Here is a 12,917-nt window from a genome sequence, read left to right on the forward strand (position 1 = left end):
CAAAAAGGGGGGATGCCTATGTTTCAGCCATATTCGGCTGCCCATTGGTATGCGTTAATCGGTTGTATGTGCATGTGCCTTGGCTTAATCGTCTTTCGCAGAAAGCTCCGCGACCATCGCAAGGCGAGCAGGGCCGTCGCTCTTGGGATTGCGCTCTTATTGGCGCTTCTGGAAACGGCCCTCTATGCCACGTATACAATTCACAGGCAATGGAGCGCAGCAGCGCTGCCGTTTCAGCTTTGCACGATCACTTTATGGCTGTCGGCCATTATGCTGCTGACCCGAAGCCGGCGGCTGTACGAAATTCTTTTCTACTTAGGTACGCTCGGCGCGCTGCAAGCAATGCTGACGCCTGACCTTACAGAGACGTTTCCGCAATTCCGTTATTTTCATTTCTTCCTTGGCCACATCGGCATTATCGCAGCCTCGGTCTATATGACGGCAGTCGAACGTTTCCGCCCTAGGCTGCGATCGCTTCCAATGGCCGTGCTTGCGCTCCATCTGTTTGCCATACCGGGCGCCATCATGAATGCTGTTGCGGGCACAAACTACATGTTTCTTGCATGGAAGCCTGTTGGGGGCTCGATGCTTGATTGGCTTGGCCCTTGGCCATGGTACCTCGTGGAGCTGGAGCCGATCGTTTGGCTGTTATGCGGCTTGCTGTATGGTTCGCTGTGGCTGTTGGACCAGCTACCCCGTTGGCTTCCATTTCATAAACACAAACCCGCCCAGCACGATGAGCAATCCAACTAGCGTTCGCCATGTCGGCGCTTCCTTCATAAACCACCAGCCGACGAGCACGCAGAGCGCCAGCTCAATGCCTTTGGCTAAGCTGAGCGAGAAGGTCAGGCTGCCTAGCGACTTTTGTACCCCGGACACGCCGTACCCGATCATCAGATTGGCAACAAAAAAGCAAGGCAGCAGCTTAAAATGATACCATGCGGCTCGCGGCAGGGCATGATCGATATGGACCGCCTGATAAGCAAAAATCGTATTGATGATCAGCAGCCCTCCGGCCAATAGCCCGACTGCAGCCCATATTGCCATCGTTCTACGCACCTCCCTGGTTCACAGAATGTTTCCTTCATGCAACTATTTTGTCCGAGAGAACATCGGAATATGTCCGCCATCGAACATTAGAATTCTCTAGGAAAACGTTGGCGGACGACCAATAATGATACAATTGAACGCGTGTGATCGTTTTCATGCCATTATTTCTCGCTCAATTACGTCATTGGAGGTACTTAAATCGATGTTCAAAAAACTCGGACTATATGCAGCGGCTATTGTATTATTGTCATGGATCATCATCCCGCAGGCGCAAGCAGAAGCGAGCAATACGTTCGTTACCATGTCGGTAGGGAGTAAAGGCCCGCAGGTGGTGGATCTGCAGCAAAGGCTCCGGATGCTCGGCTATTTAAGCTCGGAGGCTGACGGCAATTACGGCGAAGGAACGAAGGATGCGGTTCAACGCTTCCAAAAAGGAGCAGCGATTGCGCAAACGGGCGTCGTTGGACAGACCACGATGCATGCGCTTAAAAAAGTAACGGTCAGCCGGACCGATCTGTCCATGCTGGCGAGAATCGTTTATTCCGAAGCGAGAGGCGAACAATATGACGGTCAGGTGGCGATTGCCGCAGTTGTACTGAATCGCGTTGCTTCGAATGATTTCCCGGATACAATTGAAGAGGTTATTTTTGCGCCTGGCGCATTCCATACGATCGACAGCGGTACATACTGGCTTGAGCCGGATGCGGAGGCGTTCCGCGCGGCGATTGATGCGGCTAAAGGCATTGATCCGACGAACGGCGGCTTGTATTTTAACGGGGTGAGCGCGAAGCAGAACGATTGGTTCAAATCGCGTACGGTCACGGCGACGATTGGCGGTCACATTTTTGTGAAGTAAGTGCGCGCCAGGAGGTTTATACTAAGGTATAGATGAAGGATGGGAAGGTGGAATTTCAATGGCGGCGCAGCAGAGGGCAATATCGAAAAGCAGCGTGATCGGGTTCATCGGCACAGGCATTATGGGAGCGAGCATGGCAGGTCATCTGTTGCGGGACGGCTACGAAGTCCACGTAAACAACCGGACCAAGGCGCGAGCGGACCAGCTTGTACAAGCTGGCGCCCATTGGCAGGACTCGCCGCAGCTCGTGGCAGAGCGGGCGGATGTCATCTTCACGATGCTCGGTTATCCGAGCGACGTGGAGAGCGTCTATTTTGGCGAAGAGGGGCTGCTGGCGAACGCTCGTCCCGGCTCGTACTTGCTTGATATGACAACATCAAGTCCCGCGCTGGCCAAACGGATCACGGCAGCCGCAGCGTCGAACGGGCTGTGCGCACTGGATGCGCCGGTATCCGGCGGCGACATCGGGGCTAGAGAGGCGCGATTGTCCATCATGGTAGGCGGTCCGAAGGAAGGCTTCGAGACAGTCGAAGAGCTGCTCCAGCTGATCGGGACGAATATCGTTTATCAGGGCGATGCCGGAGCGGGCCAATTCACGAAGATGTGCAACCAGATTACGATTGCATCGAATATGATCGGAGTTAGCGAAGCGCTTGCGTATGCCAAGGCGGCGGGGCTTGACCAGGCGCAGGTGCTGAAGAGCATCCAGTCGGGCGCGGCGGGAAGCTGGTCGCTCACGAACCTTGCACCGCGAATGATCGCCGGCGATTTTGCGCCTGGGTTTTATGTGAAGCATTTTGTGAAGGATATTGGCATTGCGATTGAATCGGCTGCCGAGATGGGAATCGAACTTCCTGGACTTAAGCTCGCGCAATTGCTGTATGAGCGGCTTATGGCGCAAGGCGGCGCGGAGTTAGGCACGCAGGCGTTGTATGAAATCATTGCCGGGAAGTAGGCAACATGTCGAAGAGATGCGCATCCGTGACGGATGTGCATCTCTTTGCTGTATGTCTGGATTCAGCGGATGAAGGAGACAGAGAACGATGGCTGATCCGTATCGCGCGCATCCCTTTCATGCTGGCGGGGGAATGCGCAAATTCGGGAATGGCGAGAAAGCAAAGGCGGGCAGCATTTGGACCATGCTTAGCCGGGTCTTCAAGCATGCGCGCGTCCAATGGCGGCTGCTTATCCTTGCGATTATGTGCATCATTGCGATTTCGCTGCTGGAATTTGCCATTCCGCAGCTGACTCGCTATACGATTGATGTTCTCATTCCAGAAAAGCGTTATAACCAGCTAGTCGGGTTAGGCGTGGGCTTGATGGGAGCAGCACTTTTGCTTGGCGCACTTAACTATATCAGTACATCGACGACGGCGTCGCTTGGCCAACGAGTGATCTACGATCTGCGCAATGATTTGTATCGGCATATTAATCGGCTGGATCTCAGCTTCTTCGACCGGAATCGGACAGGCGACCTCATGTCCCGTGTGACCAGCGATGTCGGTGTGCTCCAGCAGCTGATATCCTCGACGATGATTCAGCTCGTAACCGACCTGTTCACATTTAGCGCCATTACGATCTATATGCTGTTTTTGGATTGGCGGCTGACGGTGCTGCTGCTGGCGACGTTCCCGGTCATGATTATGACGACGAGGCTGTTCGGCAAGCGCATACGCCGCTCGTTTCGGACGGTGCAGGAGTCGGTGGCGGAGGTAAGCGACCATTTGCAAAATACGCTGTCCGGCATTCGCCTCATCAAATCGTTCGCGACCGAATCGCTGGAATCGGACCGGTTCGCCGATCGCAGCAAGCGGAACATGGAAGCGAACATTCGGGTGACGAAGCTTCGCGCGATGTACGAGCCGATTATTGATTTGCTTAATTACCTCGGCCTTGCGATCGTGCTCGTATTCGGTGCTTGGCTGACGATGAAAGGGTACATGAGCGTCGGAACGGTTGTTGCGGTAATCGCTTATTTGCGCTTGCTGCAAACGCCGATTCGGCGCTTCAGCCGCCTCATCAATACGATTCAGCAATCGGCGGCAGCGTATGAACGGATTTCCGAGATTATGAACACGGAGCCTGAAATCGTCGATGCGCCCGATGCGATTTCGCTGCGGAAGGTACGCGGGCAAGTCGAGTTTCGCAACGTAAGCTTTCAATATGCGGGCTCCGGCGATCAGGCGGTGCTGGAGCATTTCGATTTATCGCTCGAAGCAGGCAAGGTGACGGCGTTAGTCGGCTCCTCCGGCTCTGGCAAAACCACGATCGCCCACTTGATTGCCCGATTTTATGAGCCGCAGGGGGGCGAGATTACGCTAGACGGGCATCCGCTTCGTCAGGTTGCCATTACGTCCTTACGGGAGAGGCTGGGCATCGTCTCCCAGGATATCGTGTTATTTAACGGCTCCGTTAAGGAAAATATTAGCTATGGCAAACAAGATGCGACGGACGAAGAACTGATGGTTGCGGCCCGCGCAGCGAATGCGCATGATTTTATCGAGGCGTTCCCTGACGGATATGAGACGGCGATTGGCGAGCGGGGCGTAAAGCTGTCCGGCGGGCAGAAGCAGCGCATCTCGATCGCCCGCGTCATTCTCAAAAATCCGGAGCTTATTATTCTCGACGAAGCGACCGCGTCGCTTGATACAGAATCGGAGCATCTCATTCAAGAGGCGCTCGCGAAGCTGCTTCGAGGGCGCACCTGTCTCGTCATTGCGCATCGGTTGTCGACGATTCAACAAGCGGACAGCATTCATGTGCTGGAGCGCGGAACGATTGTCGAGAGCGGTACGCATGAGCAGCTGCTGCGGCTGAATGGACGATATCGGGAGTTGTACGAGCTGCAATTTCCGCAAGCGGAAGTGTAGCTATCTCAAATAAAATCGGTTCAAGCGGCTGCTGCTGCGCAGAGCGCCGACTACGTCGTTGCATTTTGTACAACGAGCAAGGGGGGATTAGCCTGCGCCGGACGTTCTCCTTGCAAATCATGCAACGAAGTGCGATCGAGCAGAGAGATAATGCGCCCAGACGATAGGAATCGGCTTTTCTCGTTGCGCATTATGCAATGCAGTGACCTCACCTCCGCGCTCGAGTTGATTCCATTGTACGAACTGACTGAAGCTAGAATAAAAAGTGGACACGATGCTGAGAGATACAAGATAATAATCGCAGCAAAGTGAGGTGTCTGTGGTGAGCGAGCATCGCAAACGGTTTACGGAAGAGTTCAAGAAACAGACGGTAAAATACGTACAAGAACAAACGAAATCAATAGCGGACATTTGTGAGGAGTTAGGGATCGCTAAAAGTACGGTTCATCAGTGGATGAATCAGTTTAGGCAGTTCGAGAACGAATCGGTCAATTTGCCCGAGAAGATTCGTCAGTTGGAGGCACAGAATAAGTCTAAGGATCGCGAGTTGGCGGATCTGCGCGAAGAGATGGCGATTCTAAAAAAGGCACTGCACATCTTCAGCAAGGAAAGGAACTGAGGTTCCAATTCATCGAAAAGTATCGCTCCGAGTTTCGGGTGGAGAAGATGTGCCAGGTGCTGCGTGTTTCGCGGAGCGGATATTACAAATGGAAAACTAAGAAAATCAGTTCGCAAGCGTACCGTAAAGAGCAGGTGGTCAAGCGCATCTCCTACCACTTCAAGGATAACTCAGGACGTTACGGAGCACTTAAAATTACAGCTAAACTGCGTCTTGAGGGGCTCACAATCTCAGAACGAACGGTAGGCAAATACATGAGGGAGCTGAAGTTGCGAGCCTGTGTTTCTCGGAAGTTTCGGGTCACCACCACCGACTCGAACCATGATCACCCTATCGCGCCTAACCTTTTGAATCAGAACTTTAAGGTTTCCCAGCCGAATAAAGTATGGGTTGCGGACATCACCTACATCCCGTGCAAAGGGCAGAAGCTGTATTTGGCAAGCATCATGGACTTGTGTACACGTGAAATCGTTGGCTGGCGGTTGGACAATCACATGACGACGGAACTGGTCATGGGCGCGTTTGAGGCTGCTTATACGACCAAGATGCCAAAGGAAGGCCTCATCCACCATTCCGACCGTGGAACACAGTACACCTCTAAAGAGTACCGAGCAAAACTCAAGGCATGCGGAATGATTGCTAGCATGAGCCGCAGGGGAAATTGTTATGATAACGCCTGCATCGAGTCATTCCACAGCATTCTCAAGAAAGAATTGATCTACTGCTCACCAAAATTCAAATCGCAGCAAGAAGCTTATACTGAGCTCTATCGCTACATTGAGTTTTTCTATAACCGAAAGAGGATCCACAGCTCGCTGGGCTATTTGAGTCCAGTTCAATTTGAGTTGCAATTTTATAAGAAGGCTTCATAAATTTTCACAAGAATACGGTGTCTACTTTCTTGACTGCGGTCCAAACCGTCTGCGCATGAAGCGCTGGCGGTTTTTTCTTTTAAACTTTAACGGACTCCACAGCCGCTATTGTGCTGAAAAGCGCAATATTTGAGAGCTAACGGACTCCAGAGGCGTTAACTCTATTGAAGTCGCAGCAGAAGATGCGAATTTGACCAAATAGCGCCCGTGGAGTCCGTTACATTTTCAATTGGCCTCATTTGAATGAAATAGAGGCAATACGGTCCGTTAAGCAGGAAGAACAAAAAGGCTGCAGCAGACGGCGCGATTTATCGTGAAACAGCGGGCGTGACTTCCCTGTTCACGAACGGATATTTATGAAAATGCTTCATACGATTTATTTCCGTTGTTTCCTTCGTTGTTCATGCATAATCATTATTGATCAGCCGAGCTGGGGGCCATCGATTGCGTTACCGGTGCTAACAAGCGGCGGCGATTAGGAGCAGCAGATGAAGAGTGTTAGAGGAGCGAACCGCAACAGCATTGTGAGCTATCCCAATGCATCCGTGGAAATCGACCGCTTCTTGATGCAGGTCCAACAATGAGAGCTGAGGGAGAGGATGGCCGTGAACGATCCTAGCTTTGCGAGTATGTTTGGGGAGATGCCTGTATTCATGCAGTTTTTCTTTGCGATTGTCGTCATCTTAATCGTCGGCGGCATTGTGAGTGGGGTGACGAGAGCCGTTTCGACTGGACTCTCCAATCAAGCGGCGGAGCTGCTGACGGAATATTGCCAAATCGTCAGTAAACGGACGAAGGTTTCAGGTGGCGATGGGGACTCCAGTGCGAGCACGAGCTACTATATTACATTCGAATTTGCGAATCGCAGCCGAACGGAGTTTCGCGTTACGCCGCAGGATTATGGACTGCTGGCCGAAGGCGATTTTGGCTATTTGTCGTACAAAGGAACACGATTTAAAGGATTCGATCGCCATGCACAGAATCAATACGATAGCAATTGATTACTAGATGAAGCTGGGGGACATGGCATGCAGCTTAGCAAAGGACAGAAGATTGATATAACAAAAGGACGTGACGTCAAGCGGTTGACGCTCGCTTTTGGCTGGGAAGTAACGAATCCGGGCGTGAGTGTAGATGCTTCCATCTTCATGCTGTCGGAGCAGCTGCGATGCGAGCGGGATGAGGATCTTATTTTTTATGGAAATCCTCATTCTATCGATGGAGCAGTCGCATACGCTCAAGATGAAGCGGGCGGCCGAGGGACGCTTAGCGTCAAGCTTGATCAGTTGCCGGAGCGAATCGCGCGGCTTGCTGTAACTGTAACCATTTACGAAAGCGTCAGACGGGGCCATACGATGCGAGACGTTTCGTCCCTCTACGTGAAGCTGCTTGCTGACGATCCGAACGGAGGCGGAGAGATTGCTTCCTATGACTGTGGAGATACGATTTCCGAAGAAACGGCTATTGTGGTGGGCGAGTTGTATCGCCATCAAGGCGAGTGGAAATTCAGCGCGGTTGGCAGCGGATTTCACGGCGGAATGGAAGCGTTGGTGACGCATTACGGTTTGGAGCTGGAAGAGTCGGAAGCAACAGCTGAGGTTGCGGCAGCTGCTGCGCCAGTTGAAGAAGCCCATCCAGCTGCTCAAGCTGCCGAGCCGCCAGCGAAGCCGGGTTCAACCATTGATTTACGCAAAAAAGCCGTGTCGATCACGTTGACCAAAAAGAATATCGCAGGCGTTGTCGCTCGCGTTGGCGTTGTACTTGATATTTCTGGTTCGATGCAGACGTTGTACCATAACGGAACGGTGCAGGACGTGGTCGAGCGTATTCTTGCAATCGCGTGCCAATTCGACGATGACGCTCAGTTGGACGTGTGGGTGTACGACAATGAATTTACGCGGTTGGCTTCTGTGACGGAGCGGGAGCTAGACGGTTACGTGAAGAAACGAATTTTAAACGATCCGAATGTTCATAAATTCGGCCGAAACAACGAGCCGTCGGTCATGGAAGACGTCATTCGCAAATATACGGTAGAAGAGGACTCGGAGCTGCCAGCCTTCGTTATATTCATCAACGACGGCGGTGTTCTGAAGACGATTCAGAAAGTAATCACCCGCTCGGCTGTTCTCCCGATCTTCTGGCAGTTCGTCGGCATTGGCAAATCGAACTTCGAGGTGCTGAAGCGCCTGGATACGATGAGCGGGCGCGTCGTCGATAACGCAAACTTTATCCATTGGGACCGGATCGAGACAGTGTCAGACGAGGCGCTATATGACCGGCTGCTGGATGAGTTCCCGCAATGGCTGGCGGCTGCGAAGCAGAAGCGGATTGTGCGCTAGGCGCGAGTTGGCAGCGTCGACCTAGCGATAGGAATTGAGTAAATGACTAATATTCTTGAAAAATAAAGCCTCGCTTCGGAATGAAATCCGGGCGAGGCTTTTTGGGCTGCTAATTACTCATATATGCTTCAACATAATAAGTAACTTGCCCATCGCAGCCGTACATGCACGTCTGGGCCTTTGCCCACATACAATGAAGAACCGACTTCAATGCGTGCCGGAAGGGCGACTTATCAGATACGCTGTCGCTTCACGCCGGCCTACCAACCTGGGGGTGTACGGTTCATGGGATTGTTCGCTGCTGTCGCCTTATTCATCAAGCAGCTTTCGCTGCTCGTCTCTTATGTCAAAAACAATGCGTTTCCACAGCCGCTTCATGAGGAAGATGAGATGAAGCATTTGCAGTTGATGGCCGAGGGCAACCAGCACTCGCGCAATATGCTCATCGAGCATAACCTCCGGCTGGTCGCGCATATCGTCAAAAAGTTCGACAACACAGGAGAGGACCTAGAGGATCTTATCTCCATCGGCACGATCGGCCTGATCAAAGCCATTGAGAGCTTCCAGGTCGGCAAAGGCACGAAGCTCGCCACATTCGCCGCACGCTGTATAGAGAATGAGATATTGATGCATTTGCGATCGCTCAAAAAGACGCGCAAGGACGTGTCGCTGCATGATCCGATCGGGACGGATAAAGAGGGCAATGAAATCACATTAATCGATATTCTCGGCAGCGAGGCCGATGATATCGTCGAGAAGGTGCAGTTGAAGATCGAGAAGAGCAAGATTTATCGGAACCTCGATATTTTGGATGATCGCGAGAAGGAAGTTGTCGTAGGGCGGTTCGGGCTGGAGCATGGCGGGGAAGAGCGGACGCAGCGGGAGATAGCGAAGGAGCTGGGGATTTCGCGGAGCTATGTGAGCCGGATTGAAAAGCGGGCGTTGATGAAGCTTTATCATGAGTTTTATAAGGTGAAGAAGTGAATAGTGATTATCAATTGGTGAGAACTACCTCTTATGAGGTAGTTCTTCGTATATCATAAAGTGAGTAAGTGGGCTACTTAAGTCTAATAAGGACCGTACTATTTATGAGACGTATATAATTTAATAAAATTAAAACAATACATCATATAAATAGAGAATGATGTGTTACTCAACAAAGATGCCTGACGCCTGTAATGAAATATTTATAAATCACGAGACTTATCTTCTGAGCACCTCTTCAAGAAGTCATTTAATACTGATTGTTTCTAAGTGGAATCGCTTGTTGTGCGAGTATCACCTGCGCCGCGCTTTTTATTTAAGATGCGAACAATAAAAGTGGAGGGGATTACTATGGGCAACGGAAGCAGTTTGATAAAGCATTTATAGAACAGGTTGTATTCCGTATTTCAACTGGAGAATCAGTTGCGGATGCGGCTAAGAAATTGGATGTTCATTACACCACGGTGCGAGACGGAGTGAAATTTTATAAACGTAACGGAGAAAGTGCGTTTCCAAACTGCGGCGACCTCAAGACTGAGGATTATGAGATTTGTAAGCTTCGAAATCAATTGGCTGATTTAAAGGAAGAGAACGGTATTCTAAAAAGCGGCGGTCTACTTCGCGAAAATCAGAAACAACGAGGTTCAAATTTATCTTTGAGAACCGCTTTGAGTTTCATATTGCGAAGATGTGTCAGGTCCTTAGCTCCTTGAGAAGCGGCTGTTATGCGACTAGCTAGGAAGCGTAGCAAAGCGAGCCAAGGGCTGCTTGATGCGATAAAAGATCTCCACTTCAAGCGTTTAAACATCACGGCATTGCTTGGAAGATTAAAGAAGTGCCTGTGAAGCTCACCGGCGTGTTGGATGACATTATAATCAGAGGTAATGTAATACGCCATGCGTTTTTGAACTTGTTGTTAAGAGGAAGTGAAGTCGCATAAAGCAAAGGGTGGTAATTAGGATGGTATGGTGATTTTTTTAAAGTGCCGCAACTTTTTCAATTACCATATCGTTTTAATATTTGTAAAGTACAGGGATGAAGGAGGTATAAGCAGGAAATGCCTTCTATATCAAGAGACTCAAGCAAAGGAGAGGGGTTAATGAGAAAACCCAAAAAGTCAAAGTCAATGGTGTATGCCCTCTTGATCCTGGCAGCCTCAACCACGTTATTGTCAGGTATAAGTTTTGCTGAGACGATTAAGCAGCAACCACAGGATATCAATGCACAAGACGTCGACTATTATGAAGCCTTCTTAGATGAGGCTAAAGTCAATGATCGTATGAAATTTAAAGAGTGGATGTTGAAGAACTTTAAAGATAAGTTTGGAGGAGTATATACTGACGAAAACGGTAATTTTGTCTTTGGGGTAACGGATGATTCGCTTAATTATGAGAGGTACATTCAAAAAACAAGCAAGTATGCAACTAATTTTGTGTTCAAGAAAGTTAAATTTTCTATTAATGAACTGGAAGCAGCGCGGGAGGTTGTTCAGAAATTTGATGTTCGAGCAACTTCAATTAATCCAGCGACTAATAAGTTGGAAATTTATATTAGTGAAAAATCTCTGAGTGAGAATAAATCCGATATATTGTTAGCTATTAAAGATGCTGAATTAGTGGAGTTTCATGGAGGTTCTATAACGGAGGAACTACAATAGAATATACTGCATTAAATCCAATTCAATAAAATCTTCTAAACAGTGATCACTGCTGCAGGTCGTCGTTTTATTTTTCTTTATTACCACAAAATCCTTATTTCCCATTGACAACATTTTTTTGGTTATATACTATTGTATGGTAATCATTTCAATGTATAGGAGGTTATGATGGTATCTTAGGCTAATTAGTCTACTATTTAACGTTCAATGTGTTCGTCGTCTAGAAGCAACTACTCTGCTAGAATTACTTTCTTGGTTAAGTAGATTAAAAAAGGAGATGGAGTCCAATGAAGAAATCTAAAAGAATTATTTTAAACGTGATTTCGACTTTAGTGATCTCTGTAACACTATTGTCTGGTATTAGTTTTGCTCAAAATAATGAGGAGCAACCCAAAGTTTTAAAAGTACATGAGTACAATGGTAAGCTGTATAGGTCATTAGCGGGGGCTGGCGAGGTCAGCGTGAATGCAAAGAAGCCAGACATTGACTATAATCAAGCATCTTTGGAAGAGGCTAAAGTCAATGATCGTATGAAATTTAAAGAATGGTTGTTAGAGAACCACAAAGATAAATTCGGAGGAGTGTATACTGACGACAACGGGGAATTTGTCTTTGCGATAACAGGTGACTCTCTTGATTATGAGAACTATATTAAAAAGGCTAGTATATATGCTACCAATTTCAAGTTTAAGAAAGTAAAATACTCCAATGATGAACTTGAGGCAGCACAAGAGGCCGTTCAGAAGTTTAATGTAGCGACATCCATTAACCCTAAAAGCAATAAACTAGAGATATTTATTGACGAGGAATCTCTAAAAAAGCATAAGACTGACATCTTACTAGCCGTAAAAGATGCTGAAATGGTAGAATTTCTCGGGGGTTCTATTACAGAGGAGCTGCAAGCAGCAACATTGTTTCCTGGTGAAAAAATTGATTTTCAAGAAGCGTCTGGCTGGACCTGGTGTTCGTTAGGATTTAATGCCACAAAGGGATCTTCGAGTGTTGGAGTAACTGCAGGACATTGTGGAAATAATACTTACTATGACCTGTCTGATAATTCTAGCAGTATTGGTACAATGACAGACGCCAATAACAGCGGATATTATGATGCTGGCTCTATTACATACAATTCCAATGCCATTAGAAGCCATGTCTTAAATGGAAGTACATTGACTATTGGAACATACGATTACACTGGAACATATCGGGAAGTTGGTGATTATGTTAAACTTCATGTGACTTCTGGAAATGGCGCAAGTTATGGTAATTATAAAGTTATAATGTTTCTTAATGAACCCGGCACAGTTCAAGATCGGGTTATTATCGAAAAACCTCCAGCAATTGGTGGGGACAGTGGTGGCTTGGTATATACAACTGCTAGTGCTCACGGAACAAACTATGCACGCATAGAAGGTATTCACAGAGGACTCATAACTATTAACGGGACTGAATACGGTCAATTTATAAAGTTTAGTCGAGTTTATGATGGGTTAGGTCTGAGTGGGGTGTTTGTGGACTCGTCCTATTAATATTTAGGTCTAAACAAGATTCATTTGTGACATCTTTGAAAATCAATATATTGAACAATAGCTGCAAACAAGCAAGCTGTATCGTATTATGCACTTCAAGTTGACACTCGAAAACTGTCATTTCATTATGAAGGTTCTTTG

General features: G+C 48.5%; 12 protein-coding genes and 2 pseudogenes. 13 read left to right on the forward strand and 1 reads right to left on the reverse strand.

The window, feature by feature from the left end:
- The first annotated feature begins 18 nt into the window (after positions 1 to 18).
- On the forward strand, positions 19 to 753 hold the full coding sequence (locus tag PAECUDRAFT_RS19755) for a YwaF family protein (protein WP_006039913.1): 735 nt from the start codon (positions 19 to 21) through the stop codon (positions 751 to 753).
- Here PAECUDRAFT_RS19755 and PAECUDRAFT_RS19760 read toward each other — a convergent pair.
- On the reverse strand, positions 691 to 1,047 hold the full coding sequence (locus PAECUDRAFT_RS19760) for a hypothetical protein (RefSeq protein ID WP_006039914.1): 357 nt from the start codon (positions 1,045 to 1,047) through the stop codon (positions 691 to 693). The two genes, PAECUDRAFT_RS19755 and PAECUDRAFT_RS19760, sit on opposite strands and share 63 nt — an antisense overlap.
- A gap of 205 nt (positions 1,048 to 1,252) precedes the next feature.
- Here PAECUDRAFT_RS19760 and PAECUDRAFT_RS19765 point away from each other — a divergent pair, with 205 nt between their 5' ends.
- The 12 genes and pseudogenes from PAECUDRAFT_RS19765 (at position 1,253) to PAECUDRAFT_RS19810 (ending at position 12,776) form a co-directional block, all read left to right on the forward strand.
- Positions 1,253 to 1,906 carry a cell wall hydrolase gene (locus PAECUDRAFT_RS19765; protein ID WP_006039915.1) on the forward strand — a complete coding sequence of 218 codons (654 nt, stop codon included), beginning with the start codon at positions 1,253 to 1,255 and terminating at the stop codon, positions 1,904 to 1,906.
- A 58-nt stretch (positions 1,907 to 1,964) separates the two neighbouring features.
- Positions 1,965 to 2,861 (forward strand): NAD(P)-dependent oxidoreductase, encoded by an 897-nt coding sequence (locus PAECUDRAFT_RS19770; protein WP_006039916.1) that lies wholly within the window; start codon positions 1,965 to 1,967, stop codon positions 2,859 to 2,861.
- Between the two features lie 88 nt (positions 2,862 to 2,949).
- Positions 2,950 to 4,776 (forward strand): ABC transporter ATP-binding protein, encoded by a 1,827-nt coding sequence (locus tag PAECUDRAFT_RS19775; protein ID WP_006039917.1) that lies wholly within the window; start codon positions 2,950 to 2,952, stop codon positions 4,774 to 4,776.
- Between the two features lie 322 nt (positions 4,777 to 5,098).
- Positions 5,099 to 5,395, forward strand: coding sequence for a transposase (locus PAECUDRAFT_RS19780; protein WP_006038594.1), 297 nt, complete (start codon positions 5,099 to 5,101; stop codon positions 5,393 to 5,395).
- Positions 5,396 to 5,406: 11 nt separating this feature from the next.
- The gene (locus PAECUDRAFT_RS19785) at positions 5,407 to 6,267 is read left to right on the forward strand and encodes an IS3 family transposase (RefSeq protein WP_233516794.1); all 861 of its coding nucleotides are present in this window, start codon (positions 5,407 to 5,409) and stop codon (positions 6,265 to 6,267) included.
- 605 nt (positions 6,268 to 6,872) lie between these two features.
- Entirely contained in the window at positions 6,873 to 7,268 is a 396-nt protein-coding gene (locus PAECUDRAFT_RS19790; protein ID WP_233516793.1) for a DUF2500 domain-containing protein, read from the forward strand.
- 27 nt (positions 7,269 to 7,295) lie between these two features.
- A pseudogene (locus PAECUDRAFT_RS26460) lies at positions 7,296 to 7,817 on the forward strand (TerD family protein); the annotation flags it as partial.
- A gap of 129 nt (positions 7,818 to 7,946) precedes the next feature.
- Positions 7,947 to 8,606: a vWA domain-containing protein gene (locus PAECUDRAFT_RS26465; RefSeq protein ID WP_040713521.1), complete on the forward strand. Its 660-nt coding sequence runs from the start codon at positions 7,947 to 7,949 to the stop codon at positions 8,604 to 8,606.
- Positions 8,607 to 8,891: 285 nt separating this feature from the next.
- Positions 8,892 to 9,590 (forward strand): RNA polymerase sporulation sigma factor SigK, encoded by a 699-nt coding sequence (gene sigK / locus PAECUDRAFT_RS19800; protein ID WP_006039921.1) that lies wholly within the window; start codon positions 8,892 to 8,894, stop codon positions 9,588 to 9,590.
- Between the two features lie 368 nt (positions 9,591 to 9,958).
- Positions 9,959 to 10,303: pseudogene (locus PAECUDRAFT_RS26745) on the forward strand (transposase); the annotation flags it as partial.
- 386 nt (positions 10,304 to 10,689) lie between these two features.
- Positions 10,690 to 11,247, forward strand: a complete 558-nt coding sequence (locus tag PAECUDRAFT_RS19805) for a hypothetical protein (RefSeq protein WP_144266593.1) — start codon at positions 10,690 to 10,692, stop codon at positions 11,245 to 11,247.
- 287 nt (positions 11,248 to 11,534) lie between these two features.
- The gene (locus PAECUDRAFT_RS19810) at positions 11,535 to 12,776 is read left to right on the forward strand and encodes a chymotrypsin family serine protease (RefSeq protein ID WP_006039923.1); all 1,242 of its coding nucleotides are present in this window, start codon (positions 11,535 to 11,537) and stop codon (positions 12,774 to 12,776) included.
- The last annotated feature ends 141 nt before the right edge of the window (positions 12,777 to 12,917 follow it).

The sequence above is a fragment of the Paenibacillus curdlanolyticus YK9 genome (genome assembly GCF_000179615.1).
Taxonomy (GTDB): domain Bacteria; phylum Bacillota; class Bacilli; order Paenibacillales; family Paenibacillaceae; genus Paenibacillus_T; species Paenibacillus_T curdlanolyticus.